Consider the following 21,765-nt stretch of genomic DNA (forward strand, 5'->3'; position numbering starts at 1 on the left):
AGCTTGAGTCGAAGCGTTCAGCATAGTGGTGGTTTGGCCGCAAAACTTGCTGCAGGTCAGGGTCTGTGACGATAGGTGGCCGGGTTTGCTAGGATTCGGCCTAGCCTGCTGACAAGGCGCCCCAGCTCCATCACCAGGAAGCCCGCCATGCCCTACCCCATCGAACAGAAACTCGTCGTCGGCGTCGCTTCCAGTGCACTGTTCGACCTGACCGTCTCGGACGATATCTACCAGGCAGATGGCGTGGAAGCCTACCGCCTGCACCAGGAGGCCAACCTTGACGTGCCCTTCCCCAAAGGTGTGGCATTCCCCTTTATCCGCCGCTTCCTGAGCATCAACAAAGCGTTCCCCGAGCAGTTGCCCGTAGAAGTGGTGCTGCTCTCGCGCAACTCACCCGAAACCGGCCTGCGGGTGTTCCGCTCCATCGCCCATTACGGCCTGGACATCACCCGCGCCGCGTTCATGTCCGGCCGCTCGCCCTACGAATACATCCCCGCCTTCAACGCCTCGCTGTTTCTAAGCGCCCACGAAGGGGACGTGCAGCGCGCCATCGACGCCGACTACCCTGCCGGCCTGGTGTTGCCGAGCAAGATCTACGATGACGAGATCGACACCGAATTACGGGTGGCTTTCGACTTCGACGGGGTGATCGCCGATGACGAAGCCGAAAGCGTGTACAAGCAGCGCCAGGACCTGACTGAGTTTCAGGCCCACGAGCATGCGCACAAGACGATCCCGCATCAGCCGGGGCCGTTGGCAGACCTGTATCGCAAACTTTCGCTGATCCGCACGCTGGAAGATCAGAAGTTGGTGCAGGACCCAACGTACAAACGCATTCTGCGCATCGCCATCGTCACCGCGCGCAATGCTCCGTCGCATGAACGTGTGGTGACTACCTTGAAAAACTGGGGCGTTTCGCCGGATGAATCGTTCTTTCTTGGGGGAATGGAGAAGAGTCGAGTGCTGTCGATTCTCAAACCGCACATGTTCTTTGATGACCAGCGCAGCCATCTGATGTCGGCGGCAGGGAATTTACCGATGGTCCATGTGCCGTTTGGGGTAGCCAACAAAAGGCTAGAGCGGCCCGCGAACGAGGCTGCCAAAACGACCACGGCACGCTTGAAGATGAGTTGAAAGCGCTCTTCAACCACTTCGATCGAACGCTCCGCTTACCACCTCGTGGATTCACCCCGGGTGGCAAGGCCAGCGCACCTGGCAGGCTCAGCACATGCCACCTACAACGTGGTAGGCATGCCGCGCCGGTCCAGCTCGAACACCTTGGTACGCTGCAGGCAATCGCGCAACCACAGGGCAGCCTTGCCCGGCCGGTGCTGCTGATGCCACAGCAGGTCCACGCCGACCAGCCAGTCGGTGTGCGGATAGGCCTGCAGTTGCAGCTCGATCAACTCCCCGGCGTCCAGCTCCCGCTGCACCAGCTGCCGTGGCAGGGTCGCCCACCCCAGGCCACCGCGCACCATCTCCACCAACGCCAGGTAGCTCTCAGCCTGCCAGAGCTGCGCAGTACGCAGGTATTCGCTGCTGGGCAGCTTTTGTGCGTGGGCGAAGAAGGCCAGCCGGCGGTGGGCGTGCAAGTCGGCGAAGGTGCAGGTTTGCAGTTGCGCCAGCGAGTGGGTGGCGTGGCAGACATGCGCCATGATCAATTTGCCCAGCTGCTGGAAGGCCAACGCAGGCGGGTAGCCCGGCTGGGAAAAGGCGATGCCCAGGTCTGCCTCACCTTTATGCACCATCTCGCTGACATCGCCGTGCACCGGGTGACGAATCAGCAAGTCGACGAAGGGAAAGGCCTGGTCGAACGCTTTGAACACCGGGATCAGTGACCCATACGGCACCTCGATGGCGAGCGTGAGCGCAGGCTCGGCCTGCTGGGCCAGGTTGTCGGCGCTGCCCTCCAGGGCGTAGCAACGCTCAAGGATGCCCTCGGCTCGCAGCAGCAGTTTATGCCCGGCGGCGGTCAGTGCCGGTATGCGGCTGCTACGGTCGAAAAGCGCCACGCCCAGGTCGGTTTCCAGGTTGGCGATTGCAGCGCTGACGGTGGACTGCGTACGCCCCAGGCGCCGCGCCGCTGCCGAAAACGAGCCCGCTTGTACCGCGGCAACGAACACCTGCAATTGCTCCAGCGAAAAACGCATCTCCACCCCCTGCCTACCCCATGATCCATCGATGCTAACGATGGTTACTCATTTGTTCCATCGTTTGTTTCGCCGGATCATCAGCCTCGACCACGCTTGCAGCTGCCCTGTTCAAACCCTGCGCTGCGTGTCACTCCAGGCGCCGATAACAACGAAAAGAGCCGCACCTTCAGGAGATTCACGCCATGAGCCCATGCAAGGTCCACGCTGTAGACGAAGTATTACCGCTGCGCCAACTGTTCACCTTTGGCCTGCAGCACGTACTGGTGATGTATGCCGGCGCGGTCGCGGTGCCGCTCATCCTCGGCAGCGCACTGGGCCTGACCCAGGCGCAGGTGGTGACGCTGATCAACGCCAACCTGTTCACCTCGGGTATCGCCACACTCATCCAGACCCTCGGTTTCTGGCGCTTCGGGGCGCGCCTGCCGTTGATCCAGGGCTGCTCGTTCATCGCGCTGGCACCGATGATCATGATCGGCAAGCAGTTCGGCCTGCAGGAGGTGTTTGGTGCGGTGATTGCCGCCGGCGCTATCACCATCGCCCTCGCGCCGCTGTTCAGCCGGCTGCTGCGCTTCTTCCCGCCGGTGGTGATCGGCAGCCTGATCACCATCATCGGTATTTCGCTGATGCCTGCAGCGGCCATCTGGCTGGGGGGCGGCGACCCGGGCGCGGCGGACTTCGGCGCCCCCGCCAACCTGTTGCTGGGCATCGCGACGGTGGCCATCACGCTGCTGATTCATGCGCGCTTTTCGGGCTTTATCGGCAACCTCAGCGTGCTGCTCGGCCTGCTGGGCGGCAGCCTGTTGGCCGCAGCCTTCGGCATGACGCACTTCGGCAAGGTCAGCCAGGCCGCGTGGTTCGAGCTGAGCCCGCCCATGGCCTTCGGTGCGCCACAGTTCTCCACCACGCCAATCCTCATCATGGTGCTGGCGATGCTGGTGATCATGGCCGAAACCACCGGCAACTGCCTGGCCATCGGCAAACTGGTCGGCAAGCCCACAGACGCCACCACACTGGGCGACGCTTTCCGCGCAGACGGGCTATCGACGATGCTCGGCGGGCTGTTCAACAGTTTCCCGTACAACGCCTTCACCCAGAACACCGGGTTGATCGCGCTTTCCAACGTCAAGAGCCGCTTTGTGGTGGCCGCCGCCGGCGCAATCATGGTGCTGATGGGGTTGTTTCCGAAACTGGGCGCGCTGATCGCTGCCGTGCCCACGCCGGTGCTGGGCGGCTGCGCCATCGTCATGTTCGGCATGACCACGGTGGCCGGGATCCAGGCGCTCTCCCGCGTACCGTTCGAAGGCACCCGCAACGGCATCATCGTTGCCGTTTCGATCAGCATCGGCGTATTGCCAATGTCCTTCCCCGGGCTGTTCCAGCACCTGAGCGGCCCGCTCAAGCTGGTGCTGGAGAGCGGTATTTTCCTCGGCGCGATCACGGCGATCACGCTCAATCTGCTGCTCAACAACACCAAGACCACTGACCCGGACCGCGCCGATGCCAGCGTAGCCAAGTGAGCCCTTTTACCCCTGCCGATCCCAGGAGCAACCATGACCACTCTCCACACCCCTGCCGCCGCCGACCTGTCCGCCCTCGACCTGGACCTGCTACGCCAGTCGATGCGCCTGGCAGAGCAGGCCAAAGCACGCGGTCGTCACCCCTTTGCGGCCATTGTCGCCGATGCCCAAGGCCGAGTGATCGCCAGCGCTGGCAACAACTCCATGCCGCCCGAAGGCGACCCCACCCAACACGCCGAACTGGTCGCCGCAGCCCTGGCTGCCAAAGCCCTGCCAGCCGAAGCACTGGCCAGCTGCACGCTCTACACCAGCGCTGAACCCTGCTGCATGTGCGCCGGTGCCGTGTACTGGACCGGTATCGGCCGGGTGGTGTATGCGCTGTCGGAACATACGCTGCTCGAACTGACCGGGGACCACCCGGAAAACCCGACGTTTTCCTTGCCATGCCGCGAGGTGTTCGCCCGCGGCCAGCGTGAGATCGTCGTGCACGGCCCGCTGTTGGAGGACGAAGCCGCTGCGGCGCACAAAGGGTTCTGGAAATGAGCATGGGCACTGACTGAGCCCAAGAAGCGCCAGGCAGGCTCACCGAGCTGCCTGGCAGCTTGAACCGGCTGCGGGCCGGCTCACTGCGGTTGGCGGTTACGCCTGGCCAGCAATGCGCGTGCCGCCACAGCAGCCACCACCAGGCCCGGTGAGGCTGCCAGCAGCAGCCCACCCACCCCCGTACCGGCGGCCAGAATCTGCCCCGCCGCCAACGGCCCGGCCATCGAACCCAAACGCCCGATGGCTACCGAAGCCCCCACCCCCGTGGCCCGAACCTGAGTCGAATACAGGGTCGGCGCCAGTGCGTACAGCACCAGTTGGCCGCCGATGGCGCAATACCCGGCAACGAAACCGGCCACCAGCATGAACGCAAAGCTCGTCGACAGGCCAAGCCCCGCCAGCGCTGCCAGCATGCCGATGTACGCGATGAACACTGCGCGCCGGGCATGGCCCTTGTCCATCATCCGCCCAGTGAGGAACGAGCCCGCCGCACCGCCGAGGTTGAACAGGATCTGTACCATGCCAGCCTGCGGGCGGCTGAAACCTTGCCCGATCAGCAACGACGGCAACCAGTTGAGCAGCATGTACAACACGGTAAGGGTAAAGAAGCACGCCACCCACAGCAGCAAGGTGCGGCTTGCATGCCCAGGCCCGAACAGCTGGGCCAGCATGCCTTGGCCGGCAATCTTTTCACCGGTTTGCGCCCGAAACGCCTGGGACTCTTTCAGCCATACCACCAGCACCAGGGCGATGACGATCGGCGCGATACCGCCCACATAGAACACTACCCGCCAGTCTTCGCCCAACGGCGCCATGCCGATGATCGAAGCGATGGCGCCGCCCAGGGGCACGCCACAATACGTGATGCTCACCGCGGTGCTGCGCAATTGCTCGGGCGCCGCCTCACTGGCCAGGGCAATGAGGATGGGCAACGCCGCCCCCAGCCCCAGCCCCGTCATCAGCCGTGCGACCAGCAGTGAGGCGTAGCTGTCGGCCAAGGCAGTACCGAGCGAAAAACCACCGAACAGCAGCACCGCCACGATCAGGATGTTCTTGCGGCCCAGCCGGTCGGCGAGCCAACCCCCGATGAAGGCGCCGGGCAACAACCCCAGCAGCCCTGCGCTGAACACCCAGCCAAGCATCGCCGGGGTCAGCGCGAACGCCTTGGCCATGTGCGGTGCGGCGATGCCGGTCGCCTGAAGGTCGAGGCCTTCGAGCAGTGCCACGAGAAAACACAGGCCGATGGTAAGCACCGGCTTGCTTGAGGACGAGGATGAATCACGCATGGGTAGGCCCTTTTGTTGTTATGCGTTGGGTTGGGATCAAAGCCTGAACGTGGCACGTAACGAGATGAACGAAGAATCTTCCCCACCGGCGTCCTTGATGGCGGAACTGACGTCGTAGTACTTCAGGTCGACGTCCAGGGTCAGATTGGGTGTCGCCAACCAACGGGTGTTGGCGCGGTAGATGGTGCCCACATGGCGCCCGGTGCCCCGGGTGTTGGCCAGCATGCTCATGCCAGGCATGTACACACCGTCTTCTGCACGCTGCTTCCACACCTCGAAGACGCCCGGCTCGAAGCGCAAGGTACGCCAGGGTGAAAAGCCCAACGTCGGCCCGACCACGATGATGTTGCTCAAGGTGGTCAGGCTGGCCTCGCCATAAACGCCATTGCGCGGGAACAGCGGGTCGAAGGTGTTGACCTTGCCATCGCCCAGTTCGCGGTCACCGCTGGCGGCGTCGATGCGCATGCCCAACCGCGGCTGCCAGGGGTGCGCGAAGGTGTAGCCGGTATCGCTGGACAGTGCCCAGGCACGGATCGAGGCATTGCCCAGGTGGCCGGTCTGCCCGGCCAGGTTCCAGCTCCAGTCCAGGGCCTGCTGGCGGCCGAACAGCCGCGTGCCGAAGGTATAGCGTTGCTCATCGCCCGCTTCACCCGCCAGGCTGCGGTCATCGGTTTCCAGGCCGAAGGCGAACAGGTCGATGTTCCAGGCTGGCGTCAGCGGCAAGGTGCTGTACAGGCCATAGAACTTCACCGCATTGTTGCTGCCGTCGTCCCAGCTGTCCTCGCCGGTCTTGAGCGGCCGAAACGCGAAGGCATCGAGCTTGCGGCCGTCCTTGAGGTTGAGGCTGGCACGCACGCCATCGAAGCTCAGGCGGATGTTGGGTGAGTCCCGGTAGGTGACCCACGCCTGGTCGCCAAGCCCCATCTCCTGGCGGCCAATGCGGGTGGTATAGCGCCCTTGGGCAACGTCATGATTGAAGTCGACGAAGGCCTGGCGCACTTCATTGCGGCTTTCATCGTTGGGGGAGTACAGGTCCTTGCCGAAAGCCCGGGTGTTCTCCACCTGGACGAACGTGCGCACAGCATCATCGAACAGATGCAGGTCGGCGTGCGCCTGCAAGCGCTGCATCAGGTAGGAGTCGTCGTTCAACCCGCGCAAGCCGAAAAATGGCTTGTTGAATACATCGGCCCGGTAACGGGCTTCGGCCCCCAGCTGCAGCCAGGCCGACTCGGACAAGCGATGGTAGCGCACCCCATCGAATGGGTCGCTGGCCTTGGCCGGGGCATCCAGGAAGCGATAGTCCTCGACCCAGCGAGGCGCACCGGGCCGGCCTGGCCGGCTCTGTTCAAGCGGACTGGCCGCCTGCACGCATTGGCCTATGGAAAGCAGTACAACGGGCACCCACCACCGGTTCAACGGCCTGGTCATCAGAATTTCCCTTTACTTGTTTTTATGAAATTGGATAACTCTGTTAACGATTATTTTTGTTAACCATCTTGCCGTCAATAGGGGGATGCAAACTACCTGACATTGGCCAAATCCAGCGTTCGTTTATCGAACGCTTTTTTCCAGGGCGCCTGCGCAGCCGCCGTTATGGCCGTTAACATGAGTGCTGCGGGCTCTCTACCTTGCGGGCACGCCGCCACGCCCCCCCAACAAAAAACAAAAAGAGCACTCTGATGAACTGCCTCAAATCCCTTGCCGCTCTCGGCCTGCTCATGCTTGGCACCAGCCAGGCCATGGCCACGCCAACCGTTAAACAACCAAACATTCTGCTGATTGTTGCCGATGACCTCGGCTTCTCTGACCTGTCGGCCCTGGGCAGCGAAATCCAGACGCCCAACCTGGACAAGTTGCTGACCGACGGCCGCCTGATGCTGGACTTCCACGCGGCGCCAAGCTGCTCCCCTACCCGCGCCATGCTGATGTCTGGCAACGACCCGCACCTGGCAGGGCTGGGCATGATGGCCGAAGCACGCAAGCGCTTGCCGGCCGGCGTTGCGGTGCGCGCCGGTTACGAAGGGGTACTGGGCAGCAATGTCGCGACCCTGGCAGAACTGCTGCACGATGCTGGCTATCGCACCTACATCTCCGGCAAATGGCACCTGGGCATGCAACCTGCGCAGCAGCCCCAGAACCGCGGCTTCGACCAGGCCTACGTACTGCTCGAAGGCGGCGCCGCGCATTTCAAGCAGGCCAACATGGCGCTGCAGCCCAACTACAGTTCCACGTTCCGCCACAATGGCGACCCCATCGAACTGCCTGACGACTTCTACTCCACCACCTGGTTCACCGACCGCCTCATCGCCGCCATCGACGATGGCAAAGCCAGTAACAAACCCTTCTTTGCCTTTGCCGCCTACACCGCGCCGCACTGGCCCTTGCAGGCACCGGATAAATACCTGGCGCAATACCGCGGCCGCTACGACCAGGGCTATGAGGTGATTGCCCGCGAGCGCCTGGCGCGCCAGCGCAAGGCCGGGCTGGTGCCCGCAGACTTCCCCCTCCAGCCGCAACTGGAAGGTGTACCGGGCTGGGCCACGCTGAGCGAACAGCAACAACGGCAATCGGCGCGCACCATGGAGGTGTACGCGGCCATGGTGGCAGCCCTGGATGCCGAGGTCGGGCGCCTGGTCGATCACCTGCGCCAAACCGGCGAGCTGGACAACACACTGGTACTGTTCATGTCCGACAACGGGCCGGAAAATGCCACCCGCGTCGACCCCAACTGGATCAAGGAACACTTCGACAACCGCCTGGCCAACTACGGCCGGCGTGATTCGTTCCTGATGATCGGCTCGGCCTGGGCGCAAGTCAGTGCCCTGCCCAGCCGCCGCTACAAGATGACCACCTACCAGGGCGGCATCCGCGTGCCTGCCTTCGTTTACCACCCGGCCAGCATCAAGGCCGGACGCAGCGATGAGATGGCCAGTGTCAGGGACATCATGCCGACCCTGCTGCAACTGGCCGGCGCGCCGATGCCCGGCATCAGCTACCGCGACCGGGCCATCGTGCCGCCGCAGGGCACCTCGGCGCTGGACTACCTGCAAGGCAAGGACACGCGGATTCACGCCCATGACGAAGCGCTGGGCTGGGAAATCAACGGCAGCGCCTCGCTGCGCAAGGGGCCGATGAAACTGCTGTGGGACGCCACCGACAGCGCCCCGGCCTGGCACCTGTACGACCTGAGCAAAGACCCCGGCGAACACCATGACATCGCTGCTGCACACCCCCGGCAGGTGAGCGACCTGCTGCGCGACTGGAAGGCCTATGCCCAGCGCAGCAACATCGCCATCGACGCTGACGGGCGCCCCGCAAGCCCCGCCATGCCCCTGGCCAGCAAACCATGATGGCCCGGGTAGCCGGCTGCGCGCTGCTCGCCGCTGGCTTGCTCGCCGTGGCCTACGGCGCCTGGCCACACGCCCCGGCGCCGGTACTGCTGTGCGATGGCTATAGCGGCTTACCCGGCAGGCAAGATGGCATGGTGCACTTGCCGGGGGGCGCCTTCACCTTCGGCTCCGACCGCTTCTACGATGAAGAAGGCCCGCCACATGCGGCGAAGGTGTCGGGCTTCTGGGTCGACAGGCACCCGGTCACAAACGCCCAGTTCGCCCGGTTCGTGGCCGTTACCGGCTACCGTACCCAGGCCGAACGGGGCATCAGCGCCGAGGCGGACCCCACCCTGCCCGACACGCTGCGCGTGCCGGGCGCTATGGTGTTCCAGCAAGGGCCGAAGGTGCTCGCTCCCGGCTGGCAGTTCGTGCCGGGGGCCAGCTGGCGACACCCGAAAGGCCCTGGCAGTGACCTGGCAGGGCTGGAAAACCACCCGGTGGTGCAAGTGACACTGGAAGATGCCCAGGCCTACGCGCGCTGGGCGGGCCGTGCACTGCCCAGCGAAGCGCAACTGGAATACGCCATGCGTGGCGGGCTGGACGATGCCGACTTCAGTTGGGGCAAGACTGAACTGCCCAAGGGCAAGCTGATGGCCAACACCTGGCAGGGCCAGTTCCCCTACAACAACACGGCCGCCGACGGCTTCAGCGGTACTTCACCGGTGGGCTGCTTCCCGGCCAACCGGTTTGGTGTGTTCGATGCAGGGGGCAATGTCTGGGAGCTGACCCGCACCGGTTACCGCCCGGGCCACGATGCGCGACGCGACGCGGCCCTCGACCCGCCCGGCCCCGCCTTGAGCGAAAGCTACGACCCGGCCGAACCCGGCGTACCGGTGGTGGTGATCAAAGGCGGATCGCACCTGTGTTCAGCGGACCTGTGCATGCGTTACCGGCCCTCGGCGCGCCAGCCCCAGCCGGTCTTTATCGCGACTTCGCACGTGGGGTTCAGAACGGTTCGGCAATGAAAGGCAATGGGCAGGCGGCCGCCTCGACAGCGGCCACTTGCCGGTCGAAGTCAGGCAGCAGGTAGCTGCAAAAGAAGGTGGCGCTTTCATGCTTCTCACGCCGTAGCGGCGCCTCGGCCGGCAACGCGTCGAGGCAGCGAACGGTGCGGGCCCAGGCAAAGGCCTGCAGCGCCGTGGCGCACACCTGCAGGAAGGCCCCCGCCGCGCGATAGGGGTATTCCACGTTGTGCGCCGCACTGCGCTCAAGCGTGGCAACCAGCCCTTGCAACCGGTCGCAGATCACGCCGAGTGCCTCGGCCGCCGCGCCCGGGGCAGCAACAGCCTCCGCGCGCAGCTCGCCCAGCAGCAGCGCGAAACCTTCACCGCCATCGCCCAGCACTTTGCGCAACAACAGATCGTTGGCCTGAATTTCGTTGGTGCCTTCGTAGATCATCGCAATCCGGCTGTCGCGCAGCACCTGCTCGATGGCGAACTCGCAGGTGTAGCCGTAACCGCCAAACACCTGCAGCGCTTTGCTCGACAGGCTGAAACCGTAGTCGGTGAACGCTGCCTTGACGATGGGCGTCAGCAACGCCGCCAGCGTCGCCGCTTTAGCGCGCAGCGCAGGGTCGGCAGAGGCGTCGGCCACATCCAGCCAGTGCGCCGTCCAGTAGCCCAAAGTGCGCATGCCTTCGCTACGCACCCGCAACTCCAGCAGCGCAAGGCGCATGGCAGGGTGCAGGTGGATGGGGTCGGCAGCAGCGCCCGGCCAATGCCCGGGGGCGCGCATCTGGCGACGCTCCCGGGCGTAGTCACGGGCCAGTTGCCAGGCCGCTTCGGCGTGCCCCAACCCTTGCAGGCCAACATGCAGCCTGGCCGAATTCATCATCACGAACATGGCCGCCAGGCCACCGTGGGCCTGCCCTACCAGCCAGCCTCTGGCCCCCTCGAAGCGCAGCGCACAGGTGGCGCTAGCGCGAATGCCCAGCTTGTGCTCCAGGCCATCGCACTGCACCCCATTGCCCACACCACCTTCCAGGCCGTTGGGTACCAGCAGCAATGACAGCCCGCGGCTGCCTGCCGGGGCGTCGGGCAAACGCGCCAGCACCAGGTGCAGGATGTCGCGGGTCAGGTCGTGGTCGCCGCCGGAAATGAACAGCTTGTTGCCGGTAACGGCGTAGCTGCCATCGCCCAGCGGTTCGGCACGGCAGCGCAGCAAGGCAAGGTCACTGCCGGCCTGTGGCTCGGTCAGGCACATGGTCGGCAGGCTAGCGCCGCTGACGATGCCAGGCAGGTAACGCGCCTGCAATTGGGCACTGCCATGGGCCTTCAGGCACCGGTAGGCGCCATGGGCGATGCCGGTGTACATGGCCCAGCCATGGTTGCTGGCAAAGAGCATTTCCTGAACGGCCGCATCCAGTACCAATGGCAAGCCCTGGCCGCCGAACCGGGGCTCGCAGGCCAGCGCCGGCCAGCCGCCGTCCACGTAGGCCCGATAGGCTGCGGCAAAGCCGTCCGGCGTGCGCACCCTGCCCTGCTCCAGCCGGCAGCCCTGGCGGTCGCCGGAAGCATTCAGCGGCGCCAGAACCTGTTCGCTGAAACGGGCGGCCTCCTGCAGCACCTGCAGGGCCAGTTCCAGGTCGACGTCGGCGTAGGCCGGCAGGTGCTGCCAGGCCTGGTCGGCTCTGAGCCAATGCTCAAGCACGAATTGCATGTCTTGCAGGGGAGCCTTCCAGGCCATGGGAGTCCTCGGTTTCAAGCCGCGAAGTGGGGGTTTTCGATCAGCACCGCCATGCCCTGGCCGCCGCCGATGCAGGCCGCAGCGATGCCATAACGCAGGTTGCCCTGGCGCAGTTGGCGGGCCAGGGTATGCACCAGGCGCAAGCCAGTGGCGGCCAAGGGGTGGCCCAGGGCGATGGCCCCGCCATGGACGTTGAGCTTTTCCTCATCCAGTTGCAGGGCCTGGGCCACCGCCAGTACCTGGGCGGCTTGCGCTTCGTTGATTTCGAAGCGGTCGACCTGCTCCAGGCGCAGGCCACTGCGTTCGAGCAGCAGGGCAATCGCCGGGGCCGGCCCGATGCCCATGGTGCTGGGGGGCACACCCACGGCGGTGGCCATCAGCAGGCGGGCCAACGGTGGCTGGGTGCACGTGGAAAAACGCCTCACCAACGCTGCCGCCGCGCCATCGACCACCGCACAACTGTTGCCCGCGGTTTGCACCCCACCAGCGTGCACCGCACGCAAGCGGGCCAGCGCTGGGGCATCGGTAGGCCGCGGGTGGCTGTCGTGGCTGACATGGGCCACCCCGCGTGGCAGTTCGATGCCGCGCGGCAGGCAGCCTTCAGCGCTGAAAGCCTCTGCCGTGACCTCGACGATTTCCTCATCGAACCAGCCCTGCTGCTGAGCCTGCAGCGCACGCTGATGGCTGCGCAGCGCCCAGGCATCCACCGCCTCGCGGCCAAGGCCATGCGCGCGTGCCAGGTTTTCTGCGGTACCGATCATGTCCACTCCGGCAGCCGGGTCGTACAACGCCTCCCAGAGAAAGTCCTTGAACCCAACCGGCGCGCCGAGGCGAAAGCCGCCACGGTGTTCATAAGCCGCGATCGGGTTGCGCGACATCGACTCGGCGCCCACGCACAATACCTGCTGCACGCCACTGCGCAACTGTTCCCCGGCCTGACGCAACAGCTCCAGGCCGGTACCGCAGATACGCTGCACTGCCAGTGCGGGTACGGCCTGTGGCACCCCGCAGTACAGCCCGATATGGCGCGGCAGCAGGTACGCATCGAAACTGGCCTGGGCCATGCTGCCGGCCAGCACGCTGTCCACCGCCTGTGGGGCGATACCGGCCCGTGCCAGCACCGCCCGCCCGGCCTTGATGCCCAAGTCGATCGGGGAAACCGCGGCGAGTGCACCGCCAAGGTCGACCCACGGCGTACGTACCATCTCCACGATGGCCACATCGTCGAACGCCATGCACAGCCCGGCACTGCTCACGGGCGCACCTGCGCGGGCAGCACGGTCGGGTCTTCGCCACGGTACAGCGCCGCTACCTTGTCAGCCCGGCGCTGCAACACCGCGCGCTGGTTGATCGAACCTTTGTCGGTGATTTCCCCGGCGTCGATCGACGGCGGCTCTACCAGCAGTGACAACCATTCGATGCGGCTGGCGTTGCCCTGGGCGTCACGGTTCAGGCGCTGCAGCCAAGCGGCGAACCAGCTGCGCACCGCGTCGCTGCCGAGCACGTCGGCATCGCTGGCTTCGGCCGATAGCCCGGCCAATTGCCGGCATTCGGGCAAACGCGGGAACACCAGGATGCCCAGGCATTCGCGGTCCGGCGCGGCCACCACGATGTCCTGCACATAGGGCGAGCCTTCGAGCACCGCACGGTTACGCAGCGGGCCGACGCTGACGAACACGCCGGACGACAACTTGAAGTCTTCGGCAATACGCCCATCGAACATCAGGCCCTGCTCGGGCTGCTGCGCATCGGCGAGCTTCAAGGCATCGCCCGAGCAGTAAAAGCCTTCATCATCGAACGCCTCGGCCGTTTGCTGCGGCGAGCGCCAATAGCCGGGCATGATGTGCGGGCCGCGAAAGCGCGCCTCCAGCTTGCCGTCCAACGGCACCAGCTTCACTTCGCAACCCGGGGCAGGCAAGCCCACGTAGCCGGCCAGGGACAAAGGCCCGGTAGTGAAGGTGCAGGACGGCGCCGCCTCGGTCATGCCCAGGCCAGCCATCATGCGGATGCGCTCGCCACAGTGCTGCTCGGCGATGCGGTCCAGGCGGTCCCACACGCTTTGCGAAAGCCCGGCGGCAGCGAAGAAAAACAGCTTCATGCGGGCAAAGAACACCTCGCGTAACTGCGCGTCCTGCTCCAGCGCCTTGACCAGCTCTTCCCAGCCCTTGGGCACGGTCAGGTAGGCGGTGGGGGAAATTTCGCGCAGGTTGCGCAAGGTTTCGCCGAAGCCTTGCGGGGTGGGCTTGCCGGCATCCAGGTAGAAGCTGCCGCCGTTGTACAGCACGATGCCCAGGTTGTGGCTGCCACCGAAGGTGTGGTTCCACGGCAGCCAGTCCACCAGCACCGGCGGCTCTTCGGCGAACACCGGGAAGGTCTGCAACAGCATCTGCTGGTTGGCGCACAGCATGCGTTGGGTGGTGACCACCGCCTTGGGCAGCTTGGTGGAGCCAGAGGTGAAGAGAAACTTGGCGATAGTGTCGGGCCCGGTGGCGGCAAACGCGGCGTCGGCGGGCGCAAGGTCGCACGGCTGCAGCAGGCTGTCGAAGCTCAGGTGCCGACGGCCCGGGGCCTGGCCATGCACGCTCACCACCGCCACCGAGGCATCCAGGACGGCATCGAAGGCCCGCTGGAACGGTTGGGTGTCGGTGGTGAACACCAGCCCTGGGGTCAGTACCTCACACACATGGCGCAACTTGGCGAAGTCCTGGGACAACAGTGCGTAGGCCGGCGACACCGGGCAATACGGGATGCCGGCATACATGGCGCCCAAGGCGATCTGCAGGTGCTCGATATCGTTGCCGGAAAAAAGCGCCAGCGGCCGCTCGGCGCTCAGGCCAAAGCCCAGCAGGTTGGCGGCGATGGTACGGACCTGCACGAGCATTTGCGCGTAGGTGATCGCGCGCCAGGCCCCATCGGGCTGCCGCGCGGCAATGAAGGTAGTGTCCGGGCGCTGTACGGCCCAGTGCAGCAGCCGGTCGAGCAGGCGCGCCGGCAGCGGCGCCAGGGGCTCGACGGCTTGCATGCGCAATATGCCGTCGGCCTCGCTGAACTGCACCTGGGGATGCCCGATGGACACCTGCCGGTAGCGCGGGCTTTGGCCAGGGTCGCGCGACCCTGTGCGGGCTTGGTTATTCACGCAGGTTGCTCCTTGTTATTGTTGTACAGCCTGCCGCCGCCCGACGGTACGGACGACGGCCAATGATGCGCGTTGCCTAGATGGGGTAATGCCTGGGTCCGTGCTGGAGGGTGACCCAGCGCAGCTGGGTGAATTGATCGATGGCGGTGCGGCTGCCGAAGCTGCCGTAGCCGCTGGCCTTGACCCCACCGAAGGGCATCTGCGCTTCGTCATGCACGGTCGGGCCGTTGATATGGCAGATACCCGACTCCACACGCTGGGCCAAGGCCAACGCACGGCTGGTGTCGCGGCTGAAGATGGCTGACGACAGGCCGAATTCCGAGTCGTTGGCCAGCGTCAACAAGGCTTCATCGCCCTGCGCGCGCAGCACCACCGCGACCGGCCCGAAGGACTCTTCGTGATACAGGCGCATGCTGGCGTCGACGTTGTCCAACAAGGTGGGTTGCAGGATGCTGCCGTCCAGCTGGCCGCCGCATACCAGGCGTGCGCCCTTGGCCACGGCATCGTCGATCAGCGCCTTGATGCGCTCGCCGGCCGCACCGCTGACCAGCGAACCGAGCACCGAGGTGCTGGCCTGCGGGTCGCCAGCGCGCAGCCCGGCGACCTTGGCCGCCAGCTTGTCGACGAACGTGTCGGCGATGCGGTCGTCGACCACCAGGCGCTCGGTGGACATGCAGATCTGGCCTTGGTTGAAGTACGCCCCGAACGCTGCGGCGGCTACGGCGGCGTCCAGGTCGGCATCGTCGAGCACCAGCAGCGGCGCCTTGCCGCCCAGTTCGAGCAAGGCAGGTTTCAGGTGCCGGGCAGCCAGCTCGCCGACGATACGCCCCACCTGGGTGGACCCGGTGAAATTGACGCGGCGCACCGCTGGGTTGGCGATCAGCCGCTCGACGATGGCAGGCGCATCGGCCGGGTCATTGCTGATCACATTGACCACACCCTCGCCCAAGCCGGCATCGTGGAGCACCTGGCCGATCAACCGGTGCACCGCCGGGCTGACCTCGGAGGCCTTGAGCACCACGGTGTTGCCACAGGCAAGCGGCATGGCGATGGCCCGCGTGGCGAGGATCACCGGGGCATTCCACGGCGCGATGCCCAGCACCACACCGCACGGTGCGCGCAAGGCCATGGCGAAGCTGCCAGGCACGTCCGAAGGGATGACCTCACCGGTAATCTGCGTGGTCATGGCCGCGGCTTCGCGCAGCATGTTGGCGGCCAGCTTCACGTTGAAGCCATACCAGTTGGCCATGGCCCCGGTTTCGCCGGCGGCGGCGATGAACTCGGCAGCCCGCGCCTGCAACAGGTCGGCGCCGGCCAGCAAGCGGCTGCGCCGTTCACCGGGCGCCAGCGCGGCCCAGGCCGGGAACGCTGCGCTGGCCGCGGCCACCGCCGCATCGGCGTCGGCCAGGGTGGCGGCAGCGGCTTGCGACACCACCTCACCGGTGACCGGGTTGCAGCGCTGGAAGGTTCGTCCATCACTGGCGGGGCGCGACTGCCCGCCAATCAGCAAAGGCACCTGCAACATGCTCATTCCTCTTGTTGTGGTTATAGAGAAATATCCGCAGGCTGTGGCCAGGGGCGGCACAGCCCGCGCTGGCCCTCAGCGTTTGTAAGCCTGCAGGCCCGGCTTGATGGACTTGTCATCGAGGAACTGCTTCATGCCCTGCTCGCGACCGCCCTCGGTGTCCAGCAGCCGGGACTGGTCGAGCTTGGCGTAGAGGTAGTCTTCGTTCTGCTCCCAGGTCAGTTCGCGGCAGCGCTTGAAGCCGTTCTTGGCGGCACGCAGCACCACCGGGTTTTTCTCCAGCAGGTTCAGCGCCAGCTCGCGGGTCGTCTCGCGCAGCTGGGCCAACGGCACGCTCTCGTTGACCAGGCCCATCTCGGCGGCTTTGGCACCGCCGAAGGTCTTGCCGGTCATGATGTAATACAGCGACTGACGATGGCCAACGGTATCGGCCATCGCCTTGCTCACCAGGTTGCCAGGCGGGATGCCCCAGTTGATTTCCGACAGGCCGAAGGTGGCCTCGTTGGCGCAGATCGCCAGGTCGCACGCCACCAGTGGGCTGAAGCCGCCACCGAAGCACCAGCCGTTGACCATGGCGATGGTCGGCTTGGCGTACATGCGCAGCAGCTTCCACTGCCATTGCGAGGCTTCACGGCGGATTTTTTCCTGAAGGATTTCAGGGCCGGCGTCGACTTCGCGGAAGTATTCCTTGAGGTCCATGCCCGCCGTCCACGACTCACCTGCCCCGGTCAGCACCAGCACGCCGGCCTCGGCGTCCTGCTCCAAGGTTTCCAGCACGTCGACCATTTCCCGGTTCAGGGTGGGGCTCATGGCATTGCGCTTTTCCGGGCGGTTGAGGGTTACCCAGGCGATGCCCGACTCCAGTTCGACCTTCACGGTGGTCCAGCGGCCTTCGTATTTGCTCATGGTTCTGCACTCTTGTTGTTCGGGGTGGTGACCATCAAGCTAATCCGGCCAATTAGTTATGTCAATTAACTATTATGGAAATTATCTTTGCCTTCCAGCCGGTTGAGAGGCTTTTTGGCCTGAGCTCCCCTAGCCGGATCGTGCCGGCGCAGGCAAACTGGGTAACTTTCTTACTCATGAACCAGGAGCATGCAACCCGATGGCAAGGTCTGCCCGAACCGACGACACCGCTTCCCTGCCCACGCCGCCTGACGATACGGTCCTCGAAGACCTGCTCGGCTATGCGTTGCGCCGCGCCCAACTGAAGCTGTTCCAGCACCTGATCGGCCGGTTGTCGGCCTACGACCTGCGCCCGGCGCAGTTCTCTGCGTTGGCGATCATCGAGCAGAACCCAGGCTTGATGCAGGCGGACCTGGCGCGTGCCCTGGCGATCGAGCCGCCGCAAGTGGTGCCGCTGCTGAACAAACTGGAAGAGCGTGCGCTGGCCGTGCGAGTACGCTGCAAGCCAGACAAGCGCTCCTACGGGATTTTCTTGAGCAAGTCGGGTGAAGCGATGCTCAAGCAGCTCAAGCAGATCGCCAGCGACAGCGACCGGGAGGCTACTGCCAGCCTTGACGAGGATGAGCGCGCACAACTGCTGCGGCTGCTGACGAAAATCTACAAGGACTAGGTTGGTTCATCCGAAAACAGCCTAATGGATCCATTAACCGTACGATAATCGCACAACCTCCAATTTTTGTTGGGATTTGCCATTGACCAGCTTTTCAGCTCGGGTATTAATGGATCCATTAAATAACAACAATCGGAGGTCCTTCATGTACCCGAAAAACGCCTGGTATGTCGCCTGCACCCCTGACGAAATCGCCGAGAAGCCCTTGGGCCGGCAGATTTGCGGGGAAAAGATCGTGTTCTACCGCCCCAGCGAAAACCGCGTAGCGGCCGTCGAAGACTTTTGCCCCCACCGCGGCGCGCCGTTGTCGCTGGGTTTTGTCGAAAACGGCAACCTGGTGTGCGGCTATCACGGGCTGGTGATGGGCTGTGATGGCAAGACCGTCGACATGCCGGGCCAACGGGTGCGGGGCTTCCCCTGCATCAAGGCTTTTGCCGTGGTCGAGCGCCATGGCTTCATCTGGGTCTGGCCGGGTGACCAGGCCCAGGCGGACCCCGCCCTGATCCCGCAGCTGCCCTGGGCGGCCAGCGATGAGTGGGCCTATGGCGGCGGGTTGTTCCACATCGGCTGCGATTACCGCCTGATGATCGACAACCTGATGGACCTCACCCACGAAACCTATGTGCACGCCTCCAGCATCGGCCAGAAGGAAATCGACGAGGCGCCCCCGGTCACCACGGTGAGCGGCGACGAAGTGGTCACGGCCCGGCACATGGAAAACATCATGCCCCCGCCCTTCTGGCGCATGGCCCTGCGCGGCAATGGCCTGGCCGACGACGTGCCGGTGGACCGCTGGCAGATCTGCCGCTTCACACCGCCCAGCCATGTACTGATCGAAGTGGGTGTGGCGCATGCCGGCCACGGCGGCTACCACGCCCCGGTCGAGCACAAGGCCTCGAGCATCGTGGTCGATTTCATCACCCCCGAGAGCGACACGTCGATCTGGTACTTCTGGGGCATGGCGCGCAATTTTGCCGCCCACGATCAGGCCCTGACCGAGAGCATCCGAGAAGGCCAGGGCAAGATCTTCAGCGAAGACCTGGACATGCTCGAACGCCAGCAGCAGAACCTGCTCGCCTACCCCGAGCGCAACCTGCTCAAACTCAACATCGACGCCGGCGGCGTACAGGCACGCAAGGTGCTGGAGCGGCTGATCGGCAAAGAGCACGCGCCGCAACCGCACGTGATCGCCACCCACGCCTGAGGAGCCCGCGCCATGATCGATGCCGTAGTGGTATCCCGCAACAACGAAGCCCAAGGCATCTGCAGCTTCGAGCTGGCAGCCGCCGATGGCAGCCCATTGCCGCCCTTCAGCGCCGGCGCGCACATCGATGTGCACCTGCCGGATGGGCGGGTGCGCCAGTATTCGCTGTGCAACCACCCCGCCGAACGCCACCGCTACCTGATCGGTGTGCTCAACGACCCCGCCTCACGCGGCGGCTCACGTAGCCTTCACGAGCAGGTGCAGGCCGGCCACTGCCTGCGCATCAGCGCCCCGCGCAACCTGTTCCCGCTGGCCCAGGGCGCCCGGCGCAGCGTGCTGTTCGCCGGCGGCATTGGCATCACGCCGCTGCTGTGCATGGCTGAGCAGCTGGCCTGCAACGGCGACGATTTCGAGCTGCACTACTGCGCCCGCTCCAGCCAACGCGCGGCCTTCGTCGAGCGCCTGCGCGCCGCACCGTTCGCTGACCGCCTGTTCGTGCATTTTGACGAGCAGCCGGAGACCGCCCTGGATATCGCCCAGGTGCTGGGCACCGCGCAGGATGATGTGCACCTTTACGTGTGCGGCCCGGGCGGCTTCATGCAGCACGTGCTGGACACCGCCCGGCAGCTGGGCTGGCAGCAGGCCAACCTGCACCGCGAATACTTCGCCGCAGCACCGGTTGAAAACAGCGACGACGGCAGCTTCTCGGTGCAGCTAGGCAGCACCGGCCAGGTGTTCGAGGTGCCGGCCGACCAAAGTGTGGTGCAGGTGCTGGAACGCCACGGCATCGAGATCGCCGTTTCCTGTGAACAAGGCATTTGCGGCACCTGCCTGACCCGTGTGCTGCAGGGCACGCCAGAGCACCGCGACCTGTTCCTCACGGAACAGGAACAGGCGCTGAACGATCAGTTCACACCGTGCTGTTCGCGGGCGAAGACCCCCCTGCTGGTACTGGACCTGTAAACGGCTCAGGACGAGGGCAGGATCACTTTCATGCCCTCGTCCGCCGTGGCCCCGCCAAAGGTTTCGGCATAGCGCAGCGTGGCATTGGCATGCTCGCGCATGATCGCCTCGGCGCGGGCCCCCTGGCCGTGGATGAGCGCGTCGAACACCGCATGGTGCTGCATGTGCGCGAAGTTGAAGCGCCGGTATTCACGGGCAAGGTCGTGACGGTCCACCGCCAGCGCGGTGACCGAAGCGAACGGCAGGTGATCGTTGCGCGCCAGGGCATCGGCGATGGCCGGGTTGTGGCTCGCCTCGACGATCACCTGGTGAAAGCGCATGTTCAGGTCGTGATAGGCGTGCAAGTCCTCTTCGCTCACATACCCCTTGTCGAACAACAGGTCGCCTTCGACCAGGCAGCGCTGCAACGCCTCGCGCGCCGCTGGCAGCAAGCCACGCTCAGCCGCCTGGCGGGCCGCCAGGCCTTCGAGGACACCGCGCACCTCCACGGCACCGGCGATGTCCTCGGCGCTGACCGAACGCACCTGGAAGCCCCGGCCGCCGCAACGCACCAGCAGGCCCTCCTGCTCCAGGGTTCGGAATGCCATGCGTACGGGCATGCGTGAGACGCCGAACCGTTCGGCGGTGGGCACTTCCATCAGCCGCGCGCCAGCCGCCAGTTCGCCCGAAGCGATCATCTTGCGCAACGCGATCAGCACCATTTGACCGGGCTTGCTCATCCAGGGAGGTTCCAGAGACAGAAGCGCGCATCTTACCGCAAGCGCGGGCGCGCTTGGCGGCCTGTAACACCTGCCCTGTTCAGGCTACGATGCCCCTTCGTCCTCCGGAGCCCATCAGCGCCATGCCCAGAACGAGCAAAGTCACCGACCCGTCCTACGAGTTGATGGACGACCACGAGGGCGACTCACTGATCTACCGCCAGCATGGCTTCCCCAGCCCGCTGGTGCGCTGGCATTTCCACAAGGAATACGAACTGCACCTGATCGTGGCCAGCGCCGGCAAAGTGTTCATCGGCGACTACATCGGCAGCTTCGGGCCGAACACGCTGTTCCTCACAGGCCCCAACCTGCCGCACAACTGGATCAGCCAGGCCGGCCCCGACGAGGTGTTCAGCCAGCGCGACATGCTGGTCAACTTCACCGACGAGGTGCTGCACAGCGGCAGCCGGGTGTTTTCTGAACTGCACCAACTCAGCCCGTTGCTGGCCCGCGCGCACTACGGCATCGAGTTCCGTGACCCGGCGCTGATCGCCGAGAGCCGCAGGCTGTTGCAACGCATCGCGGACAGCCGGGGCATGACCCGCCTTGGATACTTTTTTATCCTCATGGAACAGCTCGCCGGCTGCGAGGACTACCAGTTATTGTCCACGGTCACCTCCTCGCACCTGGCTGACGAGCACAACGTCGAGCGCATCAACCGGGCGGTGGACTACATCTTCCAGCACTACGCTCAGGACTTGACCCAGAACGAAGTGGCCGAGCATCTGGGCATGACCCCCACCTACTTCTCACGCTTTTTCAAACAGGCGGCCGGGCGCGGTTTTGTCGAGTTCGTCAACCGCCTGCGGGTCAGCAAGGCCTGCGAATTACTGGCCAAAAGCGACCTGCCGGTGACCGAGGTGTGCTTCGAATCAGGCTTCAGCAACCTGTCCAATTTCAACCGGCGCTTTCAACAGCTCAAAGGCATGACCCCCTCCGACTACCGCTGCCTGGTGACCCAGCGGCTGACCGAGCAGAACCGTCACTGAGCGAACCACTGCAAAAAAGTATCAGCCGGCGTGCAGTC

Annotated in this window: 18 protein-coding genes; 9 read left to right on the top strand and 9 right to left on the bottom strand. The window is 64.9% G+C overall.

The genetic code is table 11. The annotated features are described in order from the left end of the window. The first annotated feature begins 147 nt into the window (after nt 1–147). Nucleotides 148–1,134 (top strand): 5'-nucleotidase, encoded by a 987-nt coding sequence (locus ACIPZC_RS05145; protein ID WP_241806438.1) that lies wholly within the window; start codon nt 148–150, stop codon nt 1,132–1,134. 101 nt (nt 1,135–1,235) lie between these two features. Here the strand turns inward: ACIPZC_RS05145 and ACIPZC_RS05150 are convergent, their stop codons facing one another. After that, complete coding sequence (locus ACIPZC_RS05150; protein WP_400625285.1) at nt 1,236–2,150, bottom strand: LysR family transcriptional regulator; 915 nt, start codon at nt 2,148–2,150, stop codon at nt 1,236–1,238. A gap of 185 nt (nt 2,151–2,335) precedes the next feature. On the opposite strand from ACIPZC_RS05150, the gene ACIPZC_RS05155 reads away from it, so the two are divergent. Further along, entirely contained in the window at nt 2,336–3,670 is a 1,335-nt protein-coding gene (locus ACIPZC_RS05155; RefSeq protein WP_241806440.1) for a nucleobase:cation symporter-2 family protein, read from the top strand. A gap of 33 nt (nt 3,671–3,703) precedes the next feature. After that, a complete protein-coding gene (locus ACIPZC_RS05160) occupies nt 3,704–4,213 on the top strand; it encodes a deaminase (RefSeq protein ID WP_400625287.1) in 510 nt (169 codons plus the stop codon). A gap of 80 nt (nt 4,214–4,293) precedes the next feature. Here the strand turns inward: ACIPZC_RS05160 and mhpT are convergent, their stop codons facing one another. Further along, nucleotides 4,294–5,499 (bottom strand): 3-(3-hydroxy-phenyl)propionate transporter MhpT, encoded by a 1,206-nt coding sequence (gene mhpT / locus ACIPZC_RS05165; RefSeq protein WP_267822908.1) that lies wholly within the window; start codon nt 5,497–5,499, stop codon nt 4,294–4,296. A gap of 36 nt (nt 5,500–5,535) precedes the next feature. Continuing rightward, complete coding sequence (locus ACIPZC_RS05170) at nt 5,536–6,927, bottom strand: alginate export family protein (protein ID WP_400625290.1); 1,392 nt, start codon at nt 6,925–6,927, stop codon at nt 5,536–5,538. 251 nt (nt 6,928–7,178) lie between these two features. On the opposite strand from ACIPZC_RS05170, the gene ACIPZC_RS05175 reads away from it, so the two are divergent. Beyond that, on the top strand, nt 7,179–8,849 hold the full coding sequence (locus ACIPZC_RS05175) for an arylsulfatase (RefSeq protein WP_400625292.1): 1,671 nt from the start codon (nt 7,179–7,181) through the stop codon (nt 8,847–8,849). After that, nucleotides 8,846–9,856 (top strand): formylglycine-generating enzyme family protein, encoded by a 1,011-nt coding sequence (locus ACIPZC_RS05180; protein ID WP_400625294.1) that lies wholly within the window; start codon nt 8,846–8,848, stop codon nt 9,854–9,856. The genes ACIPZC_RS05175 and ACIPZC_RS05180 overlap by 4 nt, the downstream gene beginning before the upstream one ends. Here ACIPZC_RS05180 and ACIPZC_RS05185 read toward each other — a convergent pair. From ACIPZC_RS05185 to ACIPZC_RS05205, 5 genes are all read right to left on the bottom strand, one after another. Further along, nucleotides 9,837–11,576, bottom strand: coding sequence for an acyl-CoA dehydrogenase family protein (locus tag ACIPZC_RS05185; protein ID WP_400625296.1), 1,740 nt, complete (start codon nt 11,574–11,576; stop codon nt 9,837–9,839). The genes ACIPZC_RS05180 and ACIPZC_RS05185 overlap by 20 nt on opposite strands. A 14-nt stretch (nt 11,577–11,590) precedes the next feature. Next, nucleotides 11,591–12,832 carry a thiolase family protein gene (locus ACIPZC_RS05190; RefSeq protein ID WP_400625298.1) on the bottom strand — a complete coding sequence of 414 codons (1,242 nt, stop codon included), beginning with the start codon at nt 12,830–12,832 and terminating at the stop codon, nt 11,591–11,593. Further along, the gene (locus ACIPZC_RS05195) at nt 12,829–14,712 is read right to left on the bottom strand and encodes a feruloyl-CoA synthase (RefSeq protein WP_400625300.1); all 1,884 of its coding nucleotides are present in this window, start codon (nt 14,710–14,712) and stop codon (nt 12,829–12,831) included. Before ACIPZC_RS05195 ends, ACIPZC_RS05190 begins: the two co-directional genes overlap by 4 nt. Before the next feature lie 76 nt (nt 14,713–14,788). After that, nucleotides 14,789–16,237, bottom strand: coding sequence for an aldehyde dehydrogenase (locus ACIPZC_RS05200; RefSeq protein WP_400625302.1), 1,449 nt, complete (start codon nt 16,235–16,237; stop codon nt 14,789–14,791). 75 nt (nt 16,238–16,312) lie between these two features. Then, nucleotides 16,313–17,143, bottom strand: a complete 831-nt coding sequence (locus ACIPZC_RS05205) for a p-hydroxycinnamoyl CoA hydratase/lyase (RefSeq protein WP_241806450.1) — start codon at nt 17,141–17,143, stop codon at nt 16,313–16,315. A 199-nt stretch (nt 17,144–17,342) separates the two neighbouring features. Between ACIPZC_RS05205 and ACIPZC_RS05210 the strand changes: the two genes are divergently transcribed. From ACIPZC_RS05210 to ACIPZC_RS05220, 3 genes are all read left to right on the top strand, one after another. Further along, nucleotides 17,343–17,813: a MarR family winged helix-turn-helix transcriptional regulator gene (locus ACIPZC_RS05210; RefSeq protein ID WP_241806451.1), complete on the top strand. Its 471-nt coding sequence runs from the start codon at nt 17,343–17,345 to the stop codon at nt 17,811–17,813. A 145-nt stretch (nt 17,814–17,958) separates the two neighbouring features. After that, nucleotides 17,959–19,017: a Rieske 2Fe-2S domain-containing protein gene (locus ACIPZC_RS05215; RefSeq protein WP_400625305.1), complete on the top strand. Its 1,059-nt coding sequence runs from the start codon at nt 17,959–17,961 to the stop codon at nt 19,015–19,017. A 12-nt stretch (nt 19,018–19,029) separates the two neighbouring features. Continuing rightward, nucleotides 19,030–19,980, top strand: coding sequence for a PDR/VanB family oxidoreductase (locus tag ACIPZC_RS05220; RefSeq protein WP_400625307.1), 951 nt, complete (start codon nt 19,030–19,032; stop codon nt 19,978–19,980). A 5-nt stretch (nt 19,981–19,985) separates the two neighbouring features. Here ACIPZC_RS05220 and ACIPZC_RS05225 read toward each other — a convergent pair whose 3' ends face one another. Next, nucleotides 19,986–20,699, bottom strand: a complete 714-nt coding sequence (locus tag ACIPZC_RS05225; RefSeq protein WP_400625309.1) for a GntR family transcriptional regulator — start codon at nt 20,697–20,699, stop codon at nt 19,986–19,988. A 122-nt stretch (nt 20,700–20,821) separates the two neighbouring features. Between ACIPZC_RS05225 and ACIPZC_RS05230 the strand changes: the two genes are divergently transcribed. Next, complete coding sequence (locus ACIPZC_RS05230; protein WP_400625311.1) at nt 20,822–21,727, top strand: AraC family transcriptional regulator; 906 nt, start codon at nt 20,822–20,824, stop codon at nt 21,725–21,727. Nucleotides 21,728–21,765 lie beyond the last annotated feature (38 nt).

Origin of the sequence: Pseudomonas sp. NPDC089743 (genome assembly GCF_044748785.1) — a bacterium.
Taxonomy (GTDB): domain Bacteria; phylum Pseudomonadota; class Gammaproteobacteria; order Pseudomonadales; family Pseudomonadaceae; genus Aquipseudomonas; species Aquipseudomonas putida_X.

What these genes read in the sequence shown, in the direction of transcription:
- ACIPZC_RS05145 (WP_241806438.1), top strand. Translation starts at nt 148, where the DNA reads ATGCCCTACCCCATCGAACAGAAACTCGTCGTCGGCGTCGCTTCCAGT.
- ACIPZC_RS05150 (WP_400625285.1), bottom strand. Translation starts at nt 2,150, where the DNA reads ATGCGTTTTTCGCTGGAGCAATTGCAGGTGTTCGTTGCCGCGGTACAA.
- ACIPZC_RS05155 (WP_241806440.1), top strand. Translation starts at nt 2,336, where the DNA reads ATGAGCCCATGCAAGGTCCACGCTGTAGACGAAGTATTACCGCTGCGC.
- ACIPZC_RS05160 (WP_400625287.1), top strand. Translation starts at nt 3,704, where the DNA reads ATGACCACTCTCCACACCCCTGCCGCCGCCGACCTGTCCGCCCTCGAC.
- mhpT (WP_267822908.1), bottom strand. Translation starts at nt 5,499, where the DNA reads ATGCGTGATTCATCCTCGTCCTCAAGCAAGCCGGTGCTTACCATCGGC.
- ACIPZC_RS05170 (WP_400625290.1), bottom strand. Translation starts at nt 6,927, where the DNA reads ATGACCAGGCCGTTGAACCGGTGGTGGGTGCCCGTTGTACTGCTTTCC.
- ACIPZC_RS05175 (WP_400625292.1), top strand. Translation starts at nt 7,179, where the DNA reads ATGAACTGCCTCAAATCCCTTGCCGCTCTCGGCCTGCTCATGCTTGGC.
- ACIPZC_RS05180 (WP_400625294.1), top strand. Translation starts at nt 8,846, where the DNA reads ATGATGGCCCGGGTAGCCGGCTGCGCGCTGCTCGCCGCTGGCTTGCTC.
- ACIPZC_RS05185 (WP_400625296.1), bottom strand. Translation starts at nt 11,576, where the DNA reads ATGGCCTGGAAGGCTCCCCTGCAAGACATGCAATTCGTGCTTGAGCAT.
- ACIPZC_RS05200 (WP_400625302.1), bottom strand. Translation starts at nt 16,237, where the DNA reads ATGTTGCAGGTGCCTTTGCTGATTGGCGGGCAGTCGCGCCCCGCCAGT.
- ACIPZC_RS05205 (WP_241806450.1), bottom strand. Translation starts at nt 17,143, where the DNA reads ATGAGCAAATACGAAGGCCGCTGGACCACCGTGAAGGTCGAACTGGAG.
- ACIPZC_RS05210 (WP_241806451.1), top strand. Translation starts at nt 17,343, where the DNA reads ATGGCAAGGTCTGCCCGAACCGACGACACCGCTTCCCTGCCCACGCCG.
- ACIPZC_RS05215 (WP_400625305.1), top strand. Translation starts at nt 17,959, where the DNA reads ATGTACCCGAAAAACGCCTGGTATGTCGCCTGCACCCCTGACGAAATC.
- ACIPZC_RS05220 (WP_400625307.1), top strand. Translation starts at nt 19,030, where the DNA reads ATGATCGATGCCGTAGTGGTATCCCGCAACAACGAAGCCCAAGGCATC.
- ACIPZC_RS05225 (WP_400625309.1), bottom strand. Translation starts at nt 20,699, where the DNA reads ATGAGCAAGCCCGGTCAAATGGTGCTGATCGCGTTGCGCAAGATGATC.
- ACIPZC_RS05230 (WP_400625311.1), top strand. Translation starts at nt 20,822, where the DNA reads ATGCCCAGAACGAGCAAAGTCACCGACCCGTCCTACGAGTTGATGGAC.